26 protein-coding genes are annotated in these 24,517 nt (G+C 63.0%); 24 read left to right on the forward strand and 2 right to left on the reverse strand.

Features of this window, described 5'->3' with window-relative positions:
• Window positions 1–100: 100 nt before the first annotated feature.
• The 18 genes from ACP15N_RS09525 to ACP15N_RS09610 all read left to right on the forward strand — a co-directional run bounded on the left by ACP15N_RS09525 (window position 101) and on the right by ACP15N_RS09610 (window position 17,332).
• A complete protein-coding gene (locus tag ACP15N_RS09525; RefSeq protein ID WP_425092004.1) occupies window positions 101–535 on the forward strand; it encodes a gp436 family protein in 435 nt (144 codons plus the stop codon).
• Window positions 535–1,038, forward strand: a complete 504-nt coding sequence (locus ACP15N_RS09530) for a phage virion morphogenesis protein (protein WP_425092005.1) — start codon at window positions 535–537, stop codon at window positions 1,036–1,038. The genes ACP15N_RS09525 and ACP15N_RS09530 overlap by 1 nt, the downstream gene beginning before the upstream one ends.
• Window positions 1,035–1,484, forward strand: a complete 450-nt coding sequence (locus ACP15N_RS09535; RefSeq protein WP_425092006.1) for a phage tail terminator protein — start codon at window positions 1,035–1,037, stop codon at window positions 1,482–1,484. Before ACP15N_RS09530 ends, ACP15N_RS09535 begins: the two co-directional genes overlap by 4 nt.
• Window positions 1,481–2,413 carry a phage tail tube protein gene (locus tag ACP15N_RS09540; protein ID WP_425092007.1) on the forward strand — a complete coding sequence of 311 codons (933 nt, stop codon included), beginning with the start codon at window positions 1,481–1,483 and terminating at the stop codon, window positions 2,411–2,413. Before ACP15N_RS09535 ends, ACP15N_RS09540 begins: the two co-directional genes overlap by 4 nt.
• 4 nt (window positions 2,414–2,417) lie before the next feature.
• Entirely contained in the window at window positions 2,418–2,897 is a 480-nt protein-coding gene (locus tag ACP15N_RS09545) for a hypothetical protein (protein WP_425092008.1), read from the forward strand.
• A gap of 23 nt (window positions 2,898–2,920) precedes the next feature.
• Window positions 2,921–3,160, forward strand: coding sequence for a hypothetical protein (locus ACP15N_RS09550; RefSeq protein ID WP_425092009.1), 240 nt, complete (start codon window positions 2,921–2,923; stop codon window positions 3,158–3,160).
• A complete protein-coding gene (locus tag ACP15N_RS09555) occupies window positions 3,157–5,382 on the forward strand; it encodes a phage tail tape measure C-terminal domain-containing protein (protein WP_425092010.1) in 2,226 nt (741 codons plus the stop codon). The genes ACP15N_RS09550 and ACP15N_RS09555 overlap by 4 nt, the downstream gene beginning before the upstream one ends.
• A complete protein-coding gene (locus tag ACP15N_RS09560; RefSeq protein WP_425092011.1) occupies window positions 5,379–5,873 on the forward strand; it encodes a hypothetical protein in 495 nt (164 codons plus the stop codon). The genes ACP15N_RS09555 and ACP15N_RS09560 overlap by 4 nt, the downstream gene beginning before the upstream one ends.
• The gene (locus tag ACP15N_RS09565) at window positions 5,864–6,370 is read left to right on the forward strand and encodes a DUF1833 family protein (RefSeq protein WP_425092012.1); all 507 of its coding nucleotides are present in this window, start codon (window positions 5,864–5,866) and stop codon (window positions 6,368–6,370) included. Before ACP15N_RS09560 ends, ACP15N_RS09565 begins: the two co-directional genes overlap by 10 nt.
• Window positions 6,339–9,560: a host specificity factor TipJ family phage tail protein gene (locus ACP15N_RS09570; protein WP_425092013.1), complete on the forward strand. Its 3,222-nt coding sequence runs from the start codon at window positions 6,339–6,341 to the stop codon at window positions 9,558–9,560. Before ACP15N_RS09565 ends, ACP15N_RS09570 begins: the two co-directional genes overlap by 32 nt.
• Before the next feature lie 9 nt (window positions 9,561–9,569).
• Window positions 9,570–10,511, forward strand: coding sequence for a hypothetical protein (locus ACP15N_RS09575; protein WP_425092014.1), 942 nt, complete (start codon window positions 9,570–9,572; stop codon window positions 10,509–10,511).
• Window positions 10,512–10,521: 10 nt separating this feature from the next.
• Window positions 10,522–10,971, forward strand: coding sequence for a hypothetical protein (locus ACP15N_RS09580; RefSeq protein ID WP_425092015.1), 450 nt, complete (start codon window positions 10,522–10,524; stop codon window positions 10,969–10,971).
• A gap of 12 nt (window positions 10,972–10,983) precedes the next feature.
• Window positions 10,984–11,274 (forward strand): hypothetical protein, encoded by a 291-nt coding sequence (locus ACP15N_RS09585; RefSeq protein WP_425092016.1) that lies wholly within the window; start codon window positions 10,984–10,986, stop codon window positions 11,272–11,274.
• Window positions 11,267–12,046, forward strand: coding sequence for a hypothetical protein (locus tag ACP15N_RS09590; protein ID WP_425092017.1), 780 nt, complete (start codon window positions 11,267–11,269; stop codon window positions 12,044–12,046). Before ACP15N_RS09585 ends, ACP15N_RS09590 begins: the two co-directional genes overlap by 8 nt.
• Window positions 12,047–12,049: 3 nt before the next feature.
• Window positions 12,050–13,510: a hypothetical protein gene (locus tag ACP15N_RS09595; protein ID WP_425092018.1), complete on the forward strand. Its 1,461-nt coding sequence runs from the start codon at window positions 12,050–12,052 to the stop codon at window positions 13,508–13,510.
• Window positions 13,510–16,146: a hypothetical protein gene (locus tag ACP15N_RS09600; RefSeq protein ID WP_425092019.1), complete on the forward strand. Its 2,637-nt coding sequence runs from the start codon at window positions 13,510–13,512 to the stop codon at window positions 16,144–16,146. Before ACP15N_RS09595 ends, ACP15N_RS09600 begins: the two co-directional genes overlap by 1 nt.
• A gap of 99 nt (window positions 16,147–16,245) precedes the next feature.
• Window positions 16,246–16,416, forward strand: coding sequence for a Com family DNA-binding transcriptional regulator (locus ACP15N_RS09605; protein WP_425092020.1), 171 nt, complete (start codon window positions 16,246–16,248; stop codon window positions 16,414–16,416).
• A 13-nt stretch (window positions 16,417–16,429) separates the two neighbouring features.
• Window positions 16,430–17,332 carry a DNA cytosine methyltransferase gene (locus ACP15N_RS09610; protein WP_425092021.1) on the forward strand — a complete coding sequence of 301 codons (903 nt, stop codon included), beginning with the start codon at window positions 16,430–16,432 and terminating at the stop codon, window positions 17,330–17,332.
• Window positions 17,333–17,419: 87 nt separating this feature from the next.
• Here the strand turns inward: ACP15N_RS09610 and ACP15N_RS09615 are convergent, their stop codons facing one another.
• Window positions 17,420–17,758 carry a hypothetical protein gene (locus ACP15N_RS09615; protein ID WP_425092022.1) on the reverse strand — a complete coding sequence of 113 codons (339 nt, stop codon included), beginning with the start codon at window positions 17,756–17,758 and terminating at the stop codon, window positions 17,420–17,422.
• A gap of 656 nt (window positions 17,759–18,414) precedes the next feature.
• Here ACP15N_RS09615 and ACP15N_RS09620 point away from each other — a divergent pair.
• From ACP15N_RS09620 to ACP15N_RS09645, 6 genes are all read left to right on the forward strand, one after another.
• Window positions 18,415–19,947, forward strand: a complete 1,533-nt coding sequence (locus tag ACP15N_RS09620) for an acyl-CoA carboxylase subunit beta (RefSeq protein WP_425092023.1) — start codon at window positions 18,415–18,417, stop codon at window positions 19,945–19,947.
• Between the two features lie 189 nt (window positions 19,948–20,136).
• A complete protein-coding gene (locus ACP15N_RS09625; protein ID WP_425092024.1) occupies window positions 20,137–20,466 on the forward strand; it encodes a hypothetical protein in 330 nt (109 codons plus the stop codon).
• Window positions 20,459–20,854, forward strand: coding sequence for a RidA family protein (locus ACP15N_RS09630; RefSeq protein WP_425092025.1), 396 nt, complete (start codon window positions 20,459–20,461; stop codon window positions 20,852–20,854). Before ACP15N_RS09625 ends, ACP15N_RS09630 begins: the two co-directional genes overlap by 8 nt.
• Window positions 20,854–21,213, forward strand: coding sequence for a hypothetical protein (locus ACP15N_RS09635; RefSeq protein WP_425092026.1), 360 nt, complete (start codon window positions 20,854–20,856; stop codon window positions 21,211–21,213). The genes ACP15N_RS09630 and ACP15N_RS09635 overlap by 1 nt, the downstream gene beginning before the upstream one ends.
• 319 nt (window positions 21,214–21,532) lie before the next feature.
• Complete coding sequence (locus ACP15N_RS09640) at window positions 21,533–21,736, forward strand: hypothetical protein (RefSeq protein ID WP_425092027.1); 204 nt, start codon at window positions 21,533–21,535, stop codon at window positions 21,734–21,736.
• Between the two features lie 144 nt (window positions 21,737–21,880).
• On the forward strand, window positions 21,881–23,926 hold the full coding sequence (locus ACP15N_RS09645) for an acetyl-CoA carboxylase biotin carboxylase subunit (protein ID WP_425092028.1): 2,046 nt from the start codon (window positions 21,881–21,883) through the stop codon (window positions 23,924–23,926).
• 52 nt (window positions 23,927–23,978) lie between these two features.
• Here ACP15N_RS09645 and ACP15N_RS09650 read toward each other — a convergent pair whose 3' ends face one another.
• On the reverse strand, window positions 23,979–24,431 hold the full coding sequence (locus ACP15N_RS09650) for a DUF4174 domain-containing protein (protein WP_425092029.1): 453 nt from the start codon (window positions 24,429–24,431) through the stop codon (window positions 23,979–23,981).
• Window positions 24,432–24,517: the final 86 nt, after the last annotated feature.

Raw genomic sequence — 24,517 nt, forward strand, 5'->3', positions numbered from 1 at the left:
GAGCCATTAAAGGCCCCGGACCCTAACACCGCGAAAGGGTTTGTCGCGAGCGTGAGACACGCTCGCCCGGTGGCCCTTTGTCCGCAACCGGAGACCCCGCATGAGCTACGCAGCCCCCGCCAACCTCAAGGCGCGTATCCCCGCCCGTGATCTGCGGTTGCTGACCGATCGGGACGGCGTGGCCGACACCATCGACGATACTGTCCTGCAAGGGGCGCTCGATGACGCCACTGCGACGATCAACGGATGGATCGCCAAGCGGGTGGCCTTGCCGCTCGATCCGGTTCCGCAAACCCTTGAAACCATCTGCTGCGATCTGGCGCTGGAGCGCCTCTATCTGAACGCAGGCGCGCCGATGCCTGAGGCAGTCACGACCCTGTCGGAGAACGCCATGAAGTTCCTAAAGGCCGTCTCTGAAGGCAAGGCCTCCCTCGGGGACGAGACCGGTGGCGAAGAGGTTCAATCCTCCCCTGGTGTCGTGCTGAGCGAGGGCGAGGACCCGGTCTTCAGCCGCGAGACGCTGAAAGGCTTCTGATGGCGGTCACGCTCACATACGAGCTCGACCTCGGGCAGTTGCGCGGCGCAGGTGACAGGCTGGCTGCCGCCGCGACCGACATGACGCCCCTGATGGATGCGATCGGCGCGCTGCTGGAGCAGAGCGCGCGGGACCGGATCGAGGACACCAACACCGCGCCCGATGGCACGCCCTGGCCGAAGTCGCTGCGGGTGGAGATGAACCAGGGCGGCAAGACCTTGCTGGACAGCGGGCGGCTTGCCGCGTCGCTCACGCATATCGCATCGCGCGATCAGGCAGAGATCGGGTCGAACCTGATCTACGCAGGCGTGCACCAGCAGGGTGCGGAGATCCGCCCGACCTCCGGCAATGCCCTGCGGTTTCAGTTGCCCGACGGCAGGTTCGTGACCGTGGGCAAGGTGACGATCCCCGCGCGCCCCTATCTGGGCGCGTCCGAGGAGGACGAAGCGGAGATCCGCGAGCTGACGGCCGACTACTTCGGCGGCGCTTGGGGGGATCTGTGATCATTGACATCGATATCGGCCCGATCCGCGAGGAGATCGCCGCGACTGACACCGGGCTCGTGGAAGTGGGCACCGCAAAGACCCTTGGAGCGGCCCGCGCCGATGCGCTAACCACGCCTTCGGCCTTCGTGATCCCGTTGGCGGAGAACGCCGGGCCCAACATCTACCAGAACAGCGCCGGGCCCCTGGAGCAACCCGTGACCTTCCAGTTCGGGGTGGTCCTGGTCGTGCGCGATGTCGCCTACCGCTCCGGCGATCCGGCTTTGTCTGAACTGAGCGGCATACGGCGCGCGGTCATGCCGCTTCTCTGTCGCTACCACTACCCCGGCGCAAAGGACGTCTGCACGCCTGTGCGAGGGGCTCTCGTTTCCAACATCGACCGGGACGGCCGGATGATCTGGCAGGACACCTATCGCATCGAGTTCTTCAGGAGGATCGATCCATGAGCTTTAAATACCGCATGATCCGGGCGCGTGACGCGGCCCTGGGCGGCGCAGTCGGACCTACGGACTATGTCCTTTGCCGAGATCTGCAGATGAACCCGATCGACGGGGAGTACACAGCGCAGGACTGGGCGGACGGGCAGGAGGGGGCCAAGCCCGAGGAACTGTTCAACCCCCGTTCGTCGCTGCAGTTCAACGTGGATGCCGGTTGGGGGCAAGCCGCCGGTACCGCACCACGCATCGCGCACCTCTTGAAGGCCTGTGGCATGAGCGAGACCGTCGTGGCCGACACCTCGGTAACGTATCAGCCGGTCGGCTTCGGTGCCGCGTTCGGAGCGGTCGACGTGGAGACGTACCGCAACGGCAAGGTGCAGGCCCTGGGCGAGGTGCGCGGGTCCCTGACCTTCACCGCCAACTCGGGCCAGCGCCCGATGTTCGGGTTCAACATGGTCGGGCGGTATGCAGCGCCGCAGGCTGGCGTGTTCGGCGCGCCGGATCTGACAGGCTGGCAGTATGCGCCCGCTGTGGTCCCCAGCCAGATGCAAACCTTCACGATCGGCGGCGTGAACCTGTGTGCGACGCAGTTTACGTTCACCGACGGCCGGACGCCGCGCGTGGACAAGTACATGAACTGTGCGGGCGTCGATATCGCTGAACGCCGGGTGACCGGGCGGGTGACCGTCAAGGAGGTCGATATCGCAACCAAGGCCCTGGTGGAGGAATGCCGCACCGGTGTGACCTCGGCCATCATCTGGGAGCTCAACCAGGAGCAGGCGGCGCTTGGGGCCATGCGGATCGCGGCCCCCCGCGTCCAGATCAAATGGGGCGGTGAGGTCAACATTGAGGGCGACATGGGCGTCAACCTGGACCTCACCTTCATGCCCGACCAGGGCGACGACGACGTGGCGATCATCTTCAAGGCGCAGGAGTAGGACGATGTTCGTGTTCACTGAGCGCCCGAAGTTCACCCATCCCGTGACCGTGGAAATGCCGACAGAGAATGGCATGGAAAGCCTCTCCTTCATCGGGCGGTTCCAGATCGATCCCGACGAAGAGTTTCTCGCGGCCGGGTTCTCTGGCGTGGCCGGTCCTGGCGGCGAGGCGGAGATCGATGCCCTGATGGAGGTCTTCATCGGCTGGGACGAGGGCGAGATCGGCGTCGAGGGCGGCGGGACGCTTGAGCCGACCGACGAGAACATCCGTAAGGTGCTCGCGCAGGTCCCGACCCGCTTGGGTGTTGCCCGTGCCTACGTCGAGGCCACGCGCGGAGGCGCTGTGCGACAGGGAAACTCACTGCGGTCGCCCGGTACATCTGGGGCGGCCAAACCTCAAAAGGCGAAACAGACGCCGTCGTCGAAGACCTGGTCGCGTTCGGGCTCAGCCGCGAAGAAGCCCAAGCCCAAGCCCAAAACCTGAGCGACCCGGAGCCGGAGCCCCCGATGATCGAGATCCTCGCAGACCTGAAAGACGTTGTGATGCTGGCCGTGGCCAACGCCAACCGTCTGTCTGTGATCCCGGCGGGTCTGGGAGCGCCGATCATCACCGGCTTTGACCTGTTGCAGCTCGAGGCCGCCGCGCGGCTGAAGAACATCGTTCTGACGGACGGCATCTTCGAGGATCTGAGGGTCATCGAGGAGGAGCTTGTCGCGATCTTTCGGGAACGGAGCGCGCAGCCATGAGTGATATGTCTGCCCGCTTCATCGTGACCGCTGACGCCAGTCAGGTGGTGACCGCCGGGCGTCAAACACAAGGCGCAATGGATACCCTCAAGCGCGAGACCCAAGAGCTCAACCGGGAAACCACCAGGACCGGCGCTGCCACCGCGCAGATGGCTGCAAACATGCGCGAGGCTGAGCGGTCGGCTGTGGCGAATGCGCTTAGCCTCGATGGTGTAGGCAAGAACGCCAATGCGGCATCCAGCAAATTGGGTGGGTTTCAAGGGTCATTGCGGAATGTCGGCCTGCAGATGAACCAGGTCGCCCAGCAAGGTGCGATCACCGGAGACTTCCTCACCGCACTCGCGTTCCAACTCCCGGATATTCTTCTCGGCTTCGGCACGGCCGGGGTCCTGGCGGGTACTGTCGCCGGTTTCCTGACACCGTTGGTCACGAGCATGTTTGAGGCGGAGGAGGGTGCGGAAGCATTCGAGAAGGCGTCCGATCGACTGCAGGGCGCGTTGGACCGGTACCGCGAAAGCTCGGACCTGTCGCGCATGTCCACCGAAGAACTGACCGACCAGTTTGGCAGCGCATCGGTCGGATTGGCAGCAACTTTGGCGTTGCTGCGCGAGATCGAAAGCAGCGAGGCGCAACGCGCGCTCGACGAGGTTGCGACATCGGTGTCTGATCTGCTGGGGGTGCGTGGTGCGGGCGATCGCAGGAGCGGCGTCGCGGACTTTTTTGATCTCAACATCATGTTCGCCTTCACCGATAGCCAACGCGAGGCGCGGAAAGAGGCCCGAGCGCTGACGGCTGAATTCGTCAATCAACAGACCATCCTGCAAAACTCTGCAGGGAGCGTTGAGGAACAGGTCACCGCTCTTCAGAAACTGGTCGAAGTGACAACCACGCTGGTGGATCTGGATGGAGAGCGCTCCGCAGAAGAGGAGGAGCTGCTCCGGTTCATGGCCGAGACGCTTCTGAGTGCTCAGGAGCTTTCCGGCATCGACACAGCGCAACCGTTGGCGGACGCGGCCGATCAGGCGGAGCGCTTGGCGGATGAGATCGGCCGTGCGGTCGATGCTGCGGATCGACTGGCGGCGAAGTCGCTGAGCGGGTTGGCCGAGAGCCAGATCCGGCTCGACAACTTCGGCGATCCAGTGGCCACGGCGGTCGCCCTCGCAGGCGCAGAGTTCGACGCTGCTGCAGGACCCGCGCAGGGTGTTGATCCGATCCTTCAGAGAACCCTAGATCGGCAGCGCGCTACGGTCGTGAACAGCGCCCGCACGCAGGCCGAAAACGAGCAACAACTGGCTGAGCTGCGCCGCCAGAACCGCTCACGCCGTGGCAGTGGCCGGGGCCAGACGGATCTGGACCGCACTGTCAGCGGCATCGAGCGCGACCTGACACGCCTCGCGCCTTCCTACGAGGCGTCCATCGAAGCCGCCAATAGCTGGCGCGCACGTACCCTTGATGTGCTCTCGGCGTCGGGCGAGGCCTACGAGAAGTGGGCCGATGACGTCGAGCTGATCTACGGCGAAAGACTGATCGAGGCCTATGAAGCTGATCTTGACCGCCGCGATGACTGGCAGGCCGGGATCGAGCGCGGCTTGCGCGACGTCGAGGACGAGATGGCGAACTTCGCTGCGACGACAGAGGACCTGCTCGTCGGTGGTCTAGAGCGCGGGGAGGAGGCGTGGCTGGACTGGACTTTGACTGGGAAGGCGAGCCTTGGCGACTTGGCGGACTTCGCGCTGGAGCAGTTCGCGCGCATGGCCTACCAGCAATCCATCCAGCCCGCGTTGACGGCCGGGTTTGACCTTCTTGCAACCGGCGCGGAGAGCCTTCTGGGCATCCGCTCGCATTCCGGCTCCACGGTGGGCCACTCGTCGGTCATGTCCAGCCAGCGGATGGGCGCTGGCGACCAACTGGCCGTCGTGCAGCGCGGACAGACGATCTTCACGCCGCGCCAGCTCGACAATGCCGATGCGATCCTGTCGCGCCTCGCCTCGATGGCCGCGCAGCCCGCGCAGGTGGCGCAGGGAGCGCCGAACGTGACGGTCAACAACTACAGCAGCTCCCGCGTCGAGGCGCGCCCTGACGGACAGGGCGGTGTGCAGATCGATGTCATGGACCAGATGGAGCGGGACATGGCGGGCCGTATGCGCCGCCCGAACAGCCCGATGAACCGGGCGCTGCAGGATCTCGGTGTGCGGCCTCCCTATGGCGGAGGCCGGTCATGAGCTACCCGACGCTCCCCGCCGCCATTCCGGCGCTTGCGCTGCGCGAGAACTGGTCCTCTCAACCGATCGATCCGCTCGTGCGAACCGATCTCGACGATGGCGGGACCGCGCTGGAGCGCAAGTTCAGCAGGGTGCCGGTCCTCTACTCGCTCGCGTGGCGGCTCGATGGCGGTCAGTACGATCTCTTTATGGACTTCTGGCTGCGGGATCTCGACGCGGGTCGGCACTGGTTCTTGTGCCCCATTGTCGAGGGGCTGAGGGAGCGGATGCAGGTGGTGCGCATTTTCGGCGAGCCGCCCAGGGCCGGGTCGCCCGCAAATGGCATCTTCGAGGTGTCGTTTCAGGCGGAGCTGCGCGAACTTGAGGGACTAAACTTTGCCGAGCGGATCGCGCTGGATGCGTGGATCGTGTCCGACCGGGATGTCACCGACTTGATCGCCGATCTGACGCCGGTCGTCGCAGCGCTGGAGGCGATGCCCCGATGGCCCTGAGTTCCGAGGAGCGACGCGAGCTGGCCCTGGCAGAGGCTTACCAGCACCGGCCTTCGGGCACGCAGGTGGTTCTCACACTGCAGTTCGATCACCCGTCTTTTGACGTGCCTGCGCGTGTGGTGAACGATACCGCGCCGCTTGATGCAATGCTGGAAACCGGAGAGCAGGCGCATTTCATCGCGGCGCTCTTTTCGGCCGCACTGCCCGCTAACGGCGACGGGCGCTGGCCGGAGATCGATCTGTGGGTCGATGTGATCGGTTCCGAGCTGGAGGCGGCGCTCGACCAGTCTCTGGGCGCGACCGAGCCGGTCGTCGTTACTGCGCGCGAGTACATCCGCGAAATCGCCGACATGGGCCCGTCCTTCGTTCTGCCCGCCCTCGAGCTCGACAGCTCGTCCACTTCTGACCTGATCGTGCGTGGTCGTGCGGGCTACTTCGGCCTCGATCGACGCTTTGGATATACCTATGACCCGTCTGACTACCCCGGCATTGCGTGATCCGGATCACGTGATCGACGATCTGATCGGTCTGCCCTGGCTGGAGCTGGCGGCGGGTCCGGAGGCGTTCGATTGCTGGGGCCTTGTTGTGCACTTTCACCGCGAGGTCTTCGGACGCAGTCTGCCGCTCTCCGACAGCTTCGTCGATGACGGCAATAGCCTGCGCGAGATCATGATGGCGATCCGCGCCAACCACCTCTGGCAGAGCTGGGTGCCGGTGGAGATGCCCGCGCATGGTGACATCGTCCTGATGGCGCAGGGGCATGCGTTCAACCATATTGGCGTCTTTGTCGAGACACCGGCGCGCAGCGGCATCCTGCACGCCTGCGAGGGCGAGGGTGTGGCGCTGGATTGCCTGGCACAGGTGACCGCCCGCTATAACCGCGTGATATTCGTGCGCTATGCCGAGGGCGCGCTGTCTTCGCTGCGAGACGTGACAGCCCCGTCCATGGTGCCGCCGGGAAAGGCGCTGGCGGTCTGTGTTACAGACGCTTTAAACCCGCTTTTGAACGCGTCGATCCAAGAGGTCGAACCGGGTCAGACCGTGGCCGAAGTGCTGGTCGGAATGCCGCCGCGTCCTGGCACCTGGGTAGTTCTGAACAAGGTGCCTCTTTTGCGCAAGCATCCGGTGAGTGGGAACAACGAATACCTTCGGGAAATCATGGCCGGAGATGTGTTGTGGGTGCTGCCTGCGCTCCCGCTTGGCGGTGGTGGCGGGGGAAGCCGGGTTCTGGCGTCTGTGCTGTCAATCGTCGCCGTTCTGGCCGCCCCATTTATTGCTGGGTTCATCGCACCCGGACTTGCCGCCGGATCGTTTGGCGCAAAACTCCTGACGGCGGGCATCGCCGTGGGGTCGCAGGCACTGATTTCAACTTTCGTGCCCAAGCCTGCGGTAATCGCGCCGCTGGCGCAGCCCGATCCGACCTACTCGTTCTCTCGCTTTGGCAACCAGCTCCGCCCCGGCGCGCAGGTGCCACGCCCTTATGGCACGATCAAGCGCGAGCCGGATCTTCTGACTACCCCTTGGGCTGAATATGCCAGCAACGAACAGCTTGCCCACGTGTTGCTGCACGCTGGTTCTGGCGCGCAGGAGGTTCTGGAGTTCGGGTTTGACGACACGCCGGTCTGGACTTCCACAGCGGGCTACACCGGCGTCGTACAAAGCGTTGTCCACCAAGTTGCTCAGCCGGGTCAACGCATCACGCTGTTCCCGACAGCCGTCGAGGTGAGCTCGGAGGTGGAAGGCATTGAGTTGCCCGAGCCGGTTGGTGGCACGCCGGTCGCGATCGGGCCGTTTGCGGCTGTGGCGGCGGGCGAACGCGCAACAGAGATCGTGATTGACCTGGTCTTTCCGTCGGGCCTGTTCAGCGTTAACGAGGCCGGCCTGCAGCCTGCCTCGGTCCGGTGGCTGATCGACATTCAGCGGATCGACGACAGTGGCGCGCCCCTTGGTCCGGTCCTGAACTTTGAAAACCGGCTTTACGCGAACGCAACGGCCACACAAATCAGGCTGACACGGCGTTTTGCCGTTGAAGCAGGGCGCTACCAGGTCAGCGTGACCCGGTTCTCAGCGTCCACGGCAACCGGATCCGGGGCGCAAGACAGCCTTTTCTGGGCATCACTGCGGGCAAAGCGTGCCGATCAGGACCCCTACACTCATGATACGGCCCTGGCGATCCGGGTGCAGGCTGATGCTGTGTCCTCAAGGTCGATCACGAACTGGTACGTCAAGACGCGCGCGGTGCTGCCGCACTTCAATGTGTCGACCGGAGAGCTGGTGACCGGACCGACCGAACAGATCGATGCGGCCGCCCTGCACATAGCACGCGGAGAACACGGGTTGGCGCTGCCTGACAACCGCATCGACCTTCCGGCGCTTAAGCGGCTGGCGCAGACATGGAACGCGCGCGGCGACGTGTGCTGCACGGTGCTCGAGGCGGAAATGACCGCGTGGGAAGCGTTGGAGATGGTTCTTGCGGCAGGGCGCGCGAAGCCGGTCTTTCAAAAGGGCATGCTGACCTTCGTGCGCGACGAGGCCACACCGCCGACGCGGGTGATCACGCATGCGGACATGGTGCGCGGGTCCTTCGAGGTGGAGCGGGTGCATTTCAAGCGCGAGAGCCCGTCTGCCGTGCGCATGGTCTACCGCGATCGGGACGGCCAGATGCAAAGCCTGATCTGCCCTGCCGGGGCGCCGGCAGCCAGCGCGGCCGAGGTGCGCACGCAAGTGATGGTCGATCGCGGTCAGGTGTGGCGCGAAGGGTCCTATCTGGCGGCGTCCAGCAACACGCGTCGCCGGTTTCCAAGCTGGGTCGGTCTGCCGGGGGCCAAGAGCTATCTGCCTGGTCAGACCGTGTCAGTTTCGCACCCAAGGCCGAATTACGGCCGTCCGGCGCGGGTGGTCGCCCTGCACGGTTTGACGATGACCTTGTCGGCCGCCCACGGTCTCGCTGAGGGCGAGGCCGGTTGGCTGAGCCTGGTGCGGCGCGACGGCTCGCCCTGGGGGCCTGTGCGCGTGTTGCCGGGCGATACGGCAGTTTCCGTCATCATCGATGGCGCCGATTTCGACAACATTCTGTCCGGCATTGGCGATGACCTCTACGACCTTGATTTTCGGACCTGGCTGATCTCCGAGGAGATGGCGACGGTCGAGCAAGACGCGGAGTTCATGGCCGGTCAGCAGGCCGAGCCGACACGTGCTGTCGTGGGCACGGACGCCTCGCGGATGCTGACGTGCAAGATTGTCGGCACCACGCCGCAGGCCGGAGGACGCGTCGAGGTTCTGGCCGTCGAAGACGATCCGTCCGTTCATACCGCCGATCAGGCCCCGGTGCCGCCTGCGGCAACGGGCGCGCTGCCGATTGGAAACAGCAATGGCATTCCCTGGGAGGGCGTCAGCGTGGTGGGGATCGAGCGCGCGGGCGGTGGTGTGTTCGACTTTACCGTCAGCGGCCCGGCCTACCCGGCGGCTGTGGGGTACCTGGTCGAGACCAGCCCGGACACCGTCCCGCAGGTCTGGACGGAGGTTGGCAGTGCGAACACGCCCTTGATCAGTCAGCCCGAGAATATCAGCGAGAACATCCTCGTGCGCGCGGCGATCCGGTTCGACGTGCTGCGTGGGCAGTGGACAACGTTTCGTATCGATCTGGCCACCGCCGAGGGCGGTGTCGTCACAGCAAAAGAACTCTAGGAGCCCTCGATGCCGTCTCAATGGAATGATGATCTGTCCACCCTGACCGCCCTGATCGCGGCGCTCAACGCGAACGGACCCAAGCTGCTGGCCAACGATATCTCGTTTCCGACCATTGCCGCGCTGGAGGCGGACGCGGTGATGACGGCCGGTCTTGTCGATGGCACGTTTGTGCGGGTTCTGGCACATGGCGGGACGGTTCTGAAGAAGGTCTCCGGTGCGACGTTTGACTACGAGGCTGCAAGCGGGGCGCGTTTTGTTGTCGAGATGGAGGTCGTGCGCCCGGAAATGTTCGGGGCCGTTGGCGATGACGACGGATCGACCGGGACCGATGACCGGGCGGCCCTGGACGCAGCTATGGCGTCGGGCGCGCGGGTCCTGGATCTGGCGGGCGGGCGGTATTTCTACGATGCGGCCGCGTTCACTCCTTCAATTGACGTGACAGGCGGGCGCGTGCGCGACCAGTCGATCGAGCACGACTATCGCCCCGCGCGGAGCGTCCCGGCGATGATGTCGATTGAATATGCCTTGGCCTCCGGCGTGGCGGGCGCTGGGTTGGGCATTGGCTGGAACACGGTTCCATTCAACACGACAGTGCGCAACACCATTGTCGGTGCCAGCCGTGTCGGGGCGGCGGTCACGTTGCCTGCGGGGGTCTACGCAGTCAGCTCGTCCGTTGGTGTGCTCAGGAGCGGCACCACTCGGGGAAGGCTTGCCAATGGCGCGGGCAGCGAAGTGCCTGGCTTTGCGATGTTGACGGGCTATGCCGACAACAGCCCCGCCCAGTACGCGCCTCTGGTCGGTTCGGGGCTGATTACGCTTGCGGCCCCGGAAACGTTGACCTTCGCGATCTCTTCAGGCGTGGCCAACCCGGATAACGGCTTTGGCTTCCCCTCTACAATTGGCGGAACCAACCGGTTTGCACAGGCCCATTTCACCAAGCTGGCATAGGAGCAGGGACATGGCTGTCACACGCATTATAGACGGGGTCGCGGTGGAGGTCTGGCACGACGTGGCCTCGATCGCAGAGCTCGCCGCGCGCGAGCCGCTGGAAGGGCTGACAGAGGAGTATGTTGCTCTTATGGGGCAGCCGGGTCAGGTCTTCGACGGCCAGAGCTTCTCCGACCCTGTAACGGCCGCGCCCAGCCCGGACCTCGTCGACATCGAGGCCAACCGCCGCGTCGGCCTGATCATGGCGCAGGAACAGCAGCTCGCCGCCGTCGCCCGCGCCAACCAGCTCTTGCGCAAGCGCATCGAGGACGGGTCCTGGACCGCGGCCGAGGAAACAGAAGCAGACGCGCTGGATGCCGCCGCCAGCGCGATCGGCGCGATCCGCGTGGCGGCCGAGGCGCTCAAGACCAATCCGGTGGGCATCCCGGCGGATTTCACAGACGACAGTCACTGGCCTTAAAGGAGGCATTTAATGGCACGCGATCAGATCGAGATTACGCTCGGAGACGAGTGGGAGGAGCTGACCAACGCGGATGCGACCCACGTGTCCTGGCAAGTCACCAGTGGAACGATGGAGACGCGCGCGACCACCGTCGCCAATGCGCCCGATGGCAATGCTGCAGGTTTTGTCTATCGGGCACCAGAAGGCGAGGCCGACTGTGACATCGAGCGGCATTTTGGCCTGCCCTTCGCGCGGAGGGTCTATGGTCGCGGCCTCGGAGCTGGTACCGCGACGGTAGTTGTGGCGCATTCCGATGCGTAGGATCAAAGGTCTGCGGGGACTTTCGTCGCAGATCGCAACGAGCAGAGAGCCCTTCCAACCGGTCGGCCCCACCGTAACCGCATTGCCGAGTGTCCTGCCCGCAGTGCCCGAAGTCGGCGTGCAACTGACCGCTACCGAAGGGCAGTACGATCCGCGCGGTGCGGGCGGGGAGGTGTCAGTTGGTGGAAAACGCTGGCTGGTAAATGGGGTCCAGGTCGGGACCGGTGCGACCTACACGCCGACCGCGGCCAACATCCTTGGCACCTTGGTTTACCAGGAAATTGCCACCGAAACGGGCGGTGAGTTTGACGGCACTTCAATCGTAAGACAAGCATCCGCCGGAATTGTGCCGATCATTGCGCCCGCACCATACGGCCCAGGTGACTGGACCGCATCCTCACCCGAGCCAAACCAGATCGCTTTCCAGATCGTCAATGACCCCGAAATGCACGGGGGAACGTTGGTGCGTCGCGAGTTGCGCGTCGGGCTTTCCGTTTACGATATCGGCTTGGACGCGCAAGGCACCGTTGACGACCTGGAAGAAGCGGGCACCGAAGACGTGCAGATCCGCGCTGTAAACGAGGTCGGACCATCAGAGTTCTGGTCGAACGTAATTCGCGTCGACGTCACGGACCCGTCAGGCTGGTCGATCCTGCCGGGCGACGGCGACGCAACGATCAATTCGTATCCGGATTTCTCCGGGACGTGGGTAATCACGCCAGGCGACGGCGGGGCAACCATCTCCCAATACCCAGATTTGCCAGGAGTTTAACTGATGCCTGATAAGTTCCTGATCCTGCCTGCCGCAGACTGTGACGCGAACGGCCTCCCGACCACGCTCGACAATGCCGTGATCGATGACACAGACCTGACCGGTCTGACCAACGGCACCACCTATCGCGCGCTGGTTCTTACCGATCCGTCCGATCCCTTTACGCCGGTTCTGTCCAGTTCCGCACCGGTCATCGCGGGGCCGCCTATTCTTTCAGGCACGGCTATACAGGGTCAGACGCTCACCGCAGTGTTGCAGGGCGTCACGGGCAACCCGACACCGACGCGGGCGCTTCAATGGCTGCGCGATGGCGTGGCGATCACGGGCGCAACCAGCTTGTCCTATGTCCTCCAAGCGGCTGACGTTGGCGCGGTGATCAGCATCCGTCACACCGAGACCAACAGCGCGGGCAGCGACGTCGAAACCAGCGCCGGAACGGCAGAGGTTGGGCCCTTGGCCGTCACGCCAACGATTGAGATCGGATCGGGCGGGCACAATACCGAGACGAACTCCATCGATCTCGACATCAACATGCAGGTCGGCGGAAACGGTCTGATCGTGGTTGCGCTTTGGGACGACACCAAGTCGTCAGGCACGCCCCCGACCGTCAATTCCGCAGGTGAAGTCGCTGGGAATTTCGAACAGCAACCGGAAAATATCGCATCGCCGGGCGGAAACATTCAGGTGCGCGTGCAATATGCAACGCCAACCACCGCAAACCGGATGCGGATCTGGGCGATCAACGCCAATGACGTGGTGTCCTCGGTTCCTTTGGATGTTCCATTCAGCCCGGCAGCACTTGCAACTCCGGTGACGCTTGCGGCTGTCACGTCCTGGCCCAAAGGTCAGATCAATTCCGGCGCACCGGGAACCGAGACCGGAAAGATCACCCAGGCAGGCACCTACTTGCTCTCGATCGGTCATATCGTGAACGGCAGCGATATCGTCACGGCTATCAGTGGGGCAGGTCTTACGGTCACAAACCATGTCCGCGTGGCTCACGCGCAGGGCGGAATTTTGAATGAGGTCTTTGAAATTGTCGCGACTGGTGCGGCGACCATCAACTACGAAAAGTCAGGGTCGAGTATAACCTACGCGAGCGGATGGACCTTGCAGCGCGTCACGGGCGGCGAAATCGCTTCGGTTGTCGCGGACCATGCCAGTGTCAGTTCAGCGCTTGATGCCTCGGTCACCCTACCGGATCTTCTGGCGAGCGATGCCACGCTGGCCGTGGCAACGGTGCGCGCTGGCAACGCGGGTACCGGTTTTCAGTGGGGTGTGGGCGCATCGGATTACACCAACGATGATCAGCTTGCAAACCAGCTTATCGGCACCAGTCACCGCATCGGCGTCGCTGGGAAAACGCAGACGCTTGAGGAAGACTTCACGGTGCGCGTCACCTCAGATGCAACAACATCCTCACCCAAAATGCTCGTGACAGCGCTCAGATTGGTGCCCGCGTAATGCCGACATTTCAGCTAGAAGCAGATGTAATCCCGGATACCTCCGCGTTTCACCAGGCGTTTCAGCACGATGGCGAGACCCTGCTCGACTATCCCAACGGGTTCGGCAAGGCAGAGCACTGGGCCTTTGAGCAAGATGCCGCAGAGCCGTGGAGATACATTCCGCTTGCTGGGCCGACAACAGAGGTCTGGTATGTGACCGACGCGGCCCGAGGCCACAGCACAGCCTCGATTGCCGCTGCCGAAGGGATAGCGGAGAGCGTGGTTACGACCGCTTGGATATTGGGCCAGGACAAGTACGGCAGGAGATCGACGCACCCGTTGGCCTGGGACGATGGCGCGGGTGGCGCCGGGTTAGGGCGGACTGTCTACACGAACCAGATGGTCCAGAGCCAGCGCACGACCGTGTTTCGTGCGCTTTGGTGGCTGTTTGAGGCGGGGGCGCCGGCACCATATCCGTTCTCCCTGCGGATTACTTCTGGCGAAAGTGCGATGCACCCTGTCATGCACGGCGCGTTCGGTTCCGGCGCAAGGCCAGATTTCGCAGAGGCTCCGTTCACGTCTGGTGGAGACGGCACCCCAAAGTGGAACCTGTACGCGGGCGTCAAGATGCCCGGATACGCCAACACTGGCGGGCCGGTTGGAACCATGTGGTCCGACTGCGAGTTGCATCAGAGCAAGACGTCGATCAGCGCAACGCCATCAATGTATACGACCTGGCACGGCACGACCGTCTGGGACGTCCACCTTGAACAGCCGAAGAACGCTACTTGGGCCGATGGGGACCGCACCTCTGGCCTGTTCTTTGGCTCAGGTGCGCGCCATGTCCTCATCTCAATGTCGTGGCTGGATCTTTGCGGGTGGGAACGTGGCTACAGCCTGACCGGAGATGCCGCTTTCCCGCACCCACCAAGCGACAAGAACCATAACATCTACTGCACCGAGAACGTGGAGGACGTCACGTTCGTTGAGAGCCTGAGCACTCGGGGCTCTCACAACTCCGTTCAGTTGCGGGGTGGCGGGTTCCTGGGTCCGTCTATTCATGGAGAAAGCCAGACAGGCTGTTTCCACGGGGATGCAGGGCGGTCCTACGAAACAGATACGGAGGTCAATTTTACCAAAGATGATGTGGTCAGTGGCCTGACCAGCGGCGCTGTATCGCCACCCTTGCTGGGTGGAACGACATACAAGACCGCGTTCCGTGTGCGCCCGCCCCTGCTTGAAAGCGAGACGCAGTTCATTGTGCCGAAAGACGGCCAGCCCGGCGAGCATGTGGACGCCAGTGTATCTGGCGCGAACGGTGAAATCCTAAGCGTGGCTGACAACGGCAACTACGGTCAGACCATCGATGTTCTGACGATCAGTTGCGCGAACAGGCAGGGCCACCTGACAAGGAACCGGGTCAAGGCTTTCAGCGGGATCGAGGAACATCTCGCGGTCCATGATGGCATCTACATCTTCAACGGCGTGGACCCGCACAATCCTGCCGAACTTGCCGCGAAGTCAGGCCACCTTACCGGGGGAGACCCGGGCATCAACTTCGATGAAAACGGCAAGATCCACGAAAGTTTCTACACGGGAGACGTCGTGATCTACGGCTGGGGGCCGGAGGGCAACAACCGCGGCATCGAGGGTCTTGATCCCGCTGATCTGGAAAAGATCACTTTCGGCGGGTTCGTTGACGACCTCTTGAGCCAGCCTATCGGCACCACGAGCACTGATGCCGCGCTTGACTACATGCGGACGCTGACCGGCCCGCAGGCGTTGTTCAAGCAGGTATGGAACTATGCCGCGCCCCACTTTGGCCGTCCGACCTATGGGCACGCTGCTTCAACGATCATCTTCGACCCGGCGACCTATGCCCCGTACAGTGACGGCTATCGCGGTGACAACCCGAAAAACTGGCGTGTCAATGGCAAACGCGACTGGCCCGTGGATGGCGACAACCTTGTCCTGAAGGCGCTCTGCGGCTGGTATCGCACGGTGCGCGCCGACGACATCAACTTCAATGGCGCGGCTGCGGGCGTTGAATCGTCGGGCGGCTATATGTCCTGCGTCACTGCGCAGGGCGCGGGCACCATCAGATTGTTTCTGTCCGGCCAGTTCGAGTTCAAGGGCACATGCGCAGCCGATCTGACCTGTGATGTATCCGGGGGCCGTCTGGGCGTCTCTGGGGCGATTACAGGTGGTGTGACGGTCGATCTTACAGAGGAAGGCTCGTTTGTCGTTTATCAGGGGGCTGCGGCAACCTTTGATAGCGCGGATCGCCTTTCCATCACGGGCGGCAAGGCGCGCGTCGGGTTCGACGGACAGGGTGGCGTCGGGCTCATGCGGTTCTTGAGTGGGTCGAACCTTGTGTTCGCGGCTGATGACGACGGCATGGCCACTATTCAGGAGTTCCGCACTGGCAAATATGGCCTTGAGGATCTGGGCAGTGGTGAAACAGGCCAGCCGCTAGATCCGAACCTGACATCACAGGTCGTTCTGGAAGCGGGCGCGAACGTCACGGCTGACACGACCGGCCTGCCGTCTGGAGCGTATGTGCTGATCGACGTGGACACGCTGACGGACAACGGCGCGAACCTGTCTTCGGGTTTGTCGGTCCAAGGCAATCGATTGTTGGTCGAGGTCAGCTAACGCAGATCGAAGTAGCAGGCTGCGCGCAGCGCAGCGTCTGCCTGTGCCAGAAGGGCACATTTCTGAAACCGGGTCACCTTTGGTTGATTCATCGGGAGTGTGTCTTTGGATTGGATCGAGATCCGTTGCAGTGGGTGCAACCGACTGTTATTGAAGGTCAGAGCGGGTTGTTCATCGGTCGAGCTGGCCATTAAGTGCCCTCGTTGCCGAGCCCTTTGCCATCTGAGACCCCTAGAGGTCCCTTCATCCGAACGCCCTGAGCGTGAATGAAAGGACTTCTCGTGTGGCTCTTTTCTCCACCGAAAGACATGAAGACATTCGCGGCCTCAGCTTATGCTCCGGCGTCGGAGGACTTGACCTTGGACTGCATATTGCGATGCCCGGATATCGAACTGTGTGCTTTGTCGAGCGAAACAGTTTCGCCGCGGCCACTCTCGTGGCGCGGATGGCGGACAAGGCCCTGGCTCCGGCTCCTGTGTGGGACGATCTGCGATCCTTCGACGGCCGAGCGTGGCGTGGCAAAGTTCATATCATCTCTGCCGGCTATCCATGCCAGCCCTTCACCCTTTCCGGTCTTCGAGCTGGGGACAGCGATCCTCGCCACCTTTGGCCGGATGTCAGGCGGATCGTCGAGGAGGCCCAGCCCCCAATCTGCTTCTTCGAGAACGTTCCCGGACATCTCACCCTTGGTCTTTCAGACGTCGTCGGAGACCTTCAGCGCTTGGGCTACAGAGTTGCAGCGCGCGTCGTATCTGCGGCGGAAGTCGGCGGGTCGCATACCCGCGAAAGGCTCTTCATACTGGCCTACTCCGACCTTCAAGGGGTCGGGCAACAGAGCGTGCATTCGCATGAGCCCCGCCGGCCTGCAGTTTTGCACGGATCAGAACCAGACTGGCTCACAGGTCGGGATCAAGAACGCAGCTTCTGCTTGGACGCTGATGTGGGATTTGATGGTTGCAGCGGGCTGGAAGCCGGGACGACGGACCTTTTCCCAGCGCTGCCGGGTGATCTTGTTGAATGGGGAGAAGCACTCAGAAGGAGCCCTGAGCTTAAACCCTGCGTTCAGCGACCACCTCATGGGGTGGCTACCTGGTTGGAGCGAACCGCTGCAGCCGGTAACGGGGTGGTCCCGGTGGCTGCAGCTCGCGCGTTCCTCGATTTGACCGAGGCTTTAATTGCCCGGTAAACTCCACCAAAGAGGTCAAAGCTAAATGGGCACGACAGCGTCGCTGCCGTGCCCAATCGTCACATGCCGGTGCCCGGCATAGTGTTCTTAGCCCACGCCTTGGAGATTTGCAGGAGGACGCATGCCACGACGCAGATCGTTTTCGACACTCAAGCGTTCTTGCTCACTTGCTGCCACCCGCACTCCGATATGCGTCATTCCGAGGTCCCTGGCTCGGGCATAGCCCTTGTGCGAGCTGACCCCTGTATTCAAACGCTGTTGAAGCGATTGAGCTTCACCGACGTAGAGCGCTTGCATTACGCCGGGTGACTGTTTCGAGCACAGGATGTAGACGGCTGAAACGGGGTTGAACTGCTGCCCATCGGGGTAGCACTTGAACGTATATGCACGGCCACTCTCGCCGTACCATGTGATGTCTTCGGCCATTATCGGCTCCTATAGGTAGGGTGCCGCAGACTGCCTTGACTTGCCGATTTAGATAGGAGACAAATCGGATGCAAATTTGCAATAAGTCCGCCAGCCTACGGCGGGTTTGCTTCAGAAACACCGGCGCGGGAACGCCGGTGTTTCGCATTTTACATATGTGCAGACACCGAGTCTAGCAGTGTTCGTCAAGTGTTCTCACAAGGCTTAGGCTGCCATCGATCGGGGCAGCATTCTTGTTGTGTGTCGATCGCCACTCTAGCCGGTCTCGCCCTCATTCTGGAGCTAAGGTCGGCCGATAAAGAGTAAGGCCTGACGCGAAAATTGCTTGCTGCAGAAATGTCTGTCATTCACTGCAGAAATAAGTGTCACGCTACACGGGACACGAGGTCGCGGGGCGCGTACCAGGGTCTGGTGTGCGGGTCAGAACGGCGTGTGTGACCACCGGCCTTGCAGGGTGCCGTGTTGAGTTGCGCTGGGCAAAACTGTTTGAAAGCAGCGACGTACGGACATCGGATGGTCGATGAAGTCATGGATATTTGCTGATTTGCTTTCTGCAGAAATGCAGTAGCATAAAATTTGCAAATTTTCCCAAAGGTTCTTCTCCTGCGCCCCTTGCCTGCGCTAAGTCCCGCGCAAACGAGGACGGAGAGTCGGTCATGAAAGACATTCTGGGACAATTGGGCGACCGGCGCGAGGATGCGCGTCTGGGCGGTGGACAAAAACGCATCGACAGCCAGCATGCCAAGGGCAAGCTGACCGCGCGGGAACGCGTGGAGCTTTTGCTGGATGAGGGCTCTTTCGAAGAGTTCGACATGTTCGTCAGTCACCGCTGCACCGATTTCGGGATGGAGGAGCAGAAACCGGCGGGTGACGGGGTTGTCACCGGCTGGGGCACGATCAACGGGCGCATGGTCTACGTCTTCAGCCAAGATTTCACGGTGCTGGGCGGATCGGTTTCGGCCACCCATGCGCAGAAGATCTGCAAGATCATGGACATGGCATTGCAGAACGGCGCACCGGTGATCGGGCTGAACGACAGCGGCGGCGCGCGGATTCAGGAAGGCGTGGACAGTCTTGCCGGCTACGGCGACGTGTTCCTGCGCAACATTCGCGGCTCTGGCGTGATCCCGCAGATCAGCGTGATCATGGGGCCGTGCGCCGGTGGTGCGGTCTATTCGCCTGCGATGACCGACTTCATCTTCATGGTCAAAGACAGCTCCTACATGTTCGTCACCGGCCCGGACGTGGTGAAGACCGTCACCAACGAGCATGTCACCGCCGAGGAACTGGGGGGTGCGGGCACGCATACCAAGAAATCATCTGTCGCTGATGGCGCGTTCGAGAACGACGTGGAGGCGCTGACCGAAGTGCGCCGCCTGTTCGACTTCCTGCCGCTCAACAACCGAGAGAAGGCGCCCGTGCGCCCGTTCTTCGACGATCCGGAGCGGGTCGAGGAAAGCCTCGACACGCTGATCCCGGACAACCCGAACCAGCCCTACGACATGAAGGAGCTGATCACGAAGGTCGCGGATGAGGGCGATTTCTACGAAATTCAGGCAGAGTTCGCCAAGAACATGATCACCGGTTTCATCCGGATCGAAGGGCAGACAGTGGGCGTTGTGGCCAACCAGCCGATGGTGCTGGCCGGTTGTCTGGATATCGACAGCTCGCGCAAGGCGGCCCGCTTCGTGCGCTTCTGCGACAGTTTCGAGATCCCGATCCTGACGCTGGTCGATGTGCCCGGGTTCCTGCCGGGGACGGGTCAGGAATATGCGGGCGTGATCAAGCACGGCGCCAAGCTGCTCTATGCCTATGGCGAGGCGACGGTGCCGAAGGTCACGGTGATCACGCGCAAGTCCTATGGCGGGGCGTATGTGGTGATGGCCTCCAAGCACCTGAAGGCGGATATCAACTACGCGTGGCCCACGGCGGAGATCGCGGTGATGGGCGCCAAGGGCGCGACGGAGATCATCTATCGCTCGGAACTGGACGACCCCGAGAAAATCGCGGAGCGGACCGCGTATTACGAGGACAACTTCGCAAGCCCGTTCAAGGCGGCCGAGCGCGGCTTCATCGACGAGGTGATCCAGCCACGCTCCACCCGTCGCCGTGTCGCCCGGGCCTTTGCCAGCCTGCGTAACAAGCAGGTGCAACTGCCTTGGAAGAAACACGACAACCTGCCGCTGTGACGCGGGAGGCCTGAGGATGGATCGGCACGCAACGACCAATAGACCGGGAGGAGCGCGGGGATCGCATATGCGGCCTGCGTCGGTGGGGTGGTTGTGCCGGGTCCCGGGGTTGGTGGCCTTGGCCGCCAACCCCGCAGAAATAACCGTGTCGGCACGCAGGGCCGACGCCGCTGGATCAAGAGGGTCGCAATGAAGGGCTGGCATGTGAGGCGAGACGAGCACGGCGTGACCGTGTCGCGCACCCCCGCACCGCGCTGGGATGTGTCCGTCGTGGCGCGTCTGCCGCAGGTCCGCTCGCGCACGCGCCTCGCGCAGCAGGTCCGGCAGGACATGTGGCGGCGGTTGCAGTCCCTGCGTGGCTTTGCCCCGGCGGTGCGTGTCACGTGCGACGCACAGGGGTGCGAGGTTCGGGCCGGAGGCGCGATCACCGCGCCGTTTCCACGCGCGGCGACCGAAGCGGCTCTGGCCGAACTTCTGGAATGCCCCGCCCATCGGGCACGGTGGGTGGCCCATGCCTGAGTATCACCTGGTTCAGACAGGTACCACGCCCGTTGGACCGTTTTGCCATGCGACAGAAGCCGATGGCTGGGTGTTTCTGACCGGACAGATGCCCACCGATCCAGTGGCCCCCGATGCGCCTTTGCCCCAAGGCATCGCCGCGCAGTCCGAGCGTGTGTTGGAGAACCTGCGTATCGTGCTCGAAGGCATCGGCCTCAGCCTGTCGGATGTCGTGCAGTGCCGCTGTTACCTGACGGAATTCGAACGGGATTTCGACGCGTTCAACACCGTCTACATGCGCTACTTCCCCGAGGGCGCGCGCCCGGCACGCACCACGATCGGGGTCACGGCGCTGGCCGTCGGCGCCTTGGTGGAGGTTGACATGATGGCCCGCCGGGGGGCTGGATGATGGAAAAGCACCGCGGCTTTCCCGGTCGGCTGACCGGCACGGATTACCAGTTCACGATCCGGCGGGCCTCCAAGGACGGGGCGACACCGATCAAGGCGCGCGAGCGCTATGCTGATCGCAAACCGGCGGACAGGCGCGCGGATGCCGCGTTCATGGCGGCCCTCTGGGCGCAATTCGGGGCCGCACCGTTCGTACGCGGCAATCTGGATGCCGGCCGGCTTGGCTGGCTGTTCGGCCGGGAGGTCATCGCGGCAGAAGATCCCTTTGATCCGGCGAGTTACGACGCGCTGATGCAGATCAACGAGCCTGTTGCGCGCGCCAGTTTCCCCGAGGCTTTCGACGAAAGGGATTGGGCATGACCCCGCGCGACGCTTTGGTGAACCGGCGGGAATTCGCCTGTTTGGAGCCTCATGCAAGGTTTCCGTTGGGATTGGGCGAGTCGTTGTGCATCAATACAACCCTGACAGCATCTGCGCGGTCCCCCGCGCCTGTCTTGTTTGACGACCGTTACCCTAACCCAACTCCGGGGTTCGCCTTAGCAGCAGGCGAACCCCGTTTTTCCACTCATCTGAAATTTGCGCAGAATGTCGCCCGAAGCCGCGTCGTGATCGGGTTTGCTATCGCATATCCGCGGGACATGCGTCAGGCTCCGCGTCAGGTAACCAAACGAGGCATTTCATGGGCAAGTTCCGTATACTTTTCGTCGTTTTCGCAGCCCTCTCACTTGCGGCCTGCAACATGTCCAATGACGGGCGCAACGCTGCGATCGGCGCGGGCGTCGGGGCGGCGGGGTCCCTCCTTACGGATGGCAACCCGCTTGCCGGAGCGGCTGTCGGCGCGGCGGCAGGCGCGTTGTGCGACGACGTGGGCGTCTGCAACTGAGCTGACACGCCCGGGCCGCATCGCGGCCATTGCACACCCATCACATGATCCGGCCACCGGGGCATCGCGCCCCGGTGGCCTTTGTTTTGCCGACCGTGCCCGATCCGGCGCGGTCCGGGACTGAGAAGAAGGAAAGAAGGACCGATGTTCAAAAAGATCCTGATCGCGAACCGGGGCGAAATCGCCTGCCGTGTCATCAAGACCGCGCGCAAGATGGGCATCCAGACGGTTGCGATCTATTCGGATGCAGATCGCAACGCGCTGCACGTCAAGATGGCCGATGAGGCCGTGCATATCGGCCCGCCGCCCGCGAACCAGTCCTATATCGTCATTGACAAGGTGCTGGACGCGATCCGCCAGACGGGTGCCGAGGCCGTGCACCCGGGCTACGGGTTCCTGTCGGAGAACAAGCTGTTTGCCGAGGCCCTGGCCAAGGAAGGCGTGGCCTTCATCGGCCCGCCTGCGGGAGCCATCGAGTCCATGGGGGACAAGATCACCTCCAAGAAGATCGCGCAGGAGGCCAAGGTCAGCACCGTGCCCGGCTATATGGGCCTGATCGAGGATGCCGAGGACGCGGTGAAGATCTCCAACGAGGTTGGCTACCCGGTGATGATCAAGGCCTCTGCCGGCGGCGGCGGCAAGGGCATGCGGATCGCGTGGAATGATGACGAGGCGCGCGAGGGGTTCCAGTCCTCCAAGAACGAGGCGGCGAACTCCTTTGGCGATGACCGGATCTTCATCGAGAAGTTCGTCACCCAGCCGCGCCACATCGAAATTCAGGTTCTGGCCGATAGCCATGGCAACTGCATCTATCTGGGTGAGCGCGAGTGTTCGATCCAGCGGCGCAACCAGAAGGTCGTCGAAGAGGCTCCGAGCCCGTTTCTGGACGAAGCCACCCGCAAGGCCATGGGCGAGCAATCCTGCGCGTTGGCCAAGGCGGTGGGATATGCCAGCGCGGGCACGGTCGAGTTCATCGTGGATGGCGAGCGCAACTTCTATTTCCTTGAAATGAACACGCGCCTTCAGGTGGAACACCCTGTCACGGAGCTGATCACCGGCGTCGATCTGGTCGAGCAGATGATCCGCGTCGCCTATGGCGAGAAGCTGGCGATGACCCAGGACGATGTCACGCTGACCGGCTGGGCGATCGAAAACCGACTTTATGCCGAAGACCCCTATCGCAATTTCCTGCCCTCCATCGGGCGCCTGACGCGGTATCGCCCGCCAGCGGAGGTTGCGGCGGGGCCCTTGCAGGTCAACAACAACTGGCACAGCGACGCGCCGACCGGCCCGACAGCGGTCCGCAACGATACCGGCGTCTACGAGGGCGGCGAGATCAGCATGTATTACGATCCGATGATCGCAAAGCTGTGCACGTGGGGCCCGGACCGGCCTACCGCCATCGAGGCGATGCGCAACGCGCTGGACGGGTTCGAGGTGGAAGGGATCGGGCACAACCTGCCGTTTGTCGCCGCCGTGATGGACCATCAGATTTTCATCGACGGCAACATGACCACCGCGTTCATCGAGGAACAATACCCCGACGGGTTCGAGGGGGTGACACTCGCCGAGGCGGATTTGCGGCGGCTCGCGGCCTCGGCGGCGGCGATGTACCGGGTGGCGGAAATCCGGCGCACGCGCATCTCGGGCACGATGGACAATCATGAGCGCAAGGTGGGCGATGACTGGATCGTTGCACTGGAGGGGCAGGAGTTTCCGGTCACGACCGCAGCCGACAGGGACGGATCGACTGTCACGTTCGAAGATGGCACCACGGTGCGGGTTGCGAGCGACTGGACCCCGGGCGACAGCCTGGCTGAGTTGAGCCTCAATGACGCGCCGATGGTGGTAAAGGTGGACAAGATCACCTCCGGGTTCCGGCTGCGGTTCCGAGGCGCGGACCTGAAGGTGCATGTGCGCAGCCCGCGGCAGGCGGAACTGGCCCGCCTGATGCCCGAGAAGCTGCCGCCCGATACCTCCAAGATGCTGCTGTGCCCGATGCCCGGCCTGATCGTGAAGGTGGACGTAGAGGTCGGAGACGAGGTTCAGGAAGGTCAGGCGCTATGCACAGTGGAGGCGATGAAGATGGAGAATATCCTGCGCGCCGAGAAATCCGCCAAGATCAGCAAGATCAACGCTGGCGCAGGCGACAGCCTGGCCGTTGACGACGTGATCATGGAGTTCGAGTGAGCGACACGCCGTTCATAACCGCGTTCCCGGGTGACCGGGGGCGCGCTGCCCGTCAGCTTTCGGGAAGCGGGGCTTTGCGCAGGCGGATCTCCTCCTGCCGGAGGGGCATCTTGTCGATCGACCGGGTGATCTCGCGCACGTCCCAGGGGGCGGGCTTGCGCAGCTTGTTGCCATCCTTGCCGATGATGACGAGCATGAACCCACGCGGGCGCAGTTCCCGCCGCAGTTCCGAGCGTCCGGCGGGGTCGGTGTCGGTGATGATCACCACATCCCGGGCTGCGAGCTCTTCCGGGCGGGCCGACAGGAGCTCCATCTGTTCGATGAAACGCGGGTCGGCCGGGGTGTCTGCAAACACCACCACTGGTCGTGCGACCCAAAGAAAATCATTCAAATTGATATCAACCCCGTCGACTGGGGTCAGGTTCGTGGACGTGTCGTCATTGGCAAATGCCGCGTTTCCGAGGCCCAGAAAGCCAGCAATTACAAGGGGTATCAGTCTTTTCATGGTCCCTCCGGTCGGGCAACATATATGCCGCTCGCGTCCGATTTCGAAGGGTTTCGTGCAGATTTTCTGGCCCGTTCACCTTAATG

It is taken from the genome of Tropicimonas sp. S265A (assembly GCF_049800835.1).
GTDB lineage: Bacteria > Pseudomonadota > Alphaproteobacteria > Rhodobacterales > Rhodobacteraceae > Dinoroseobacter.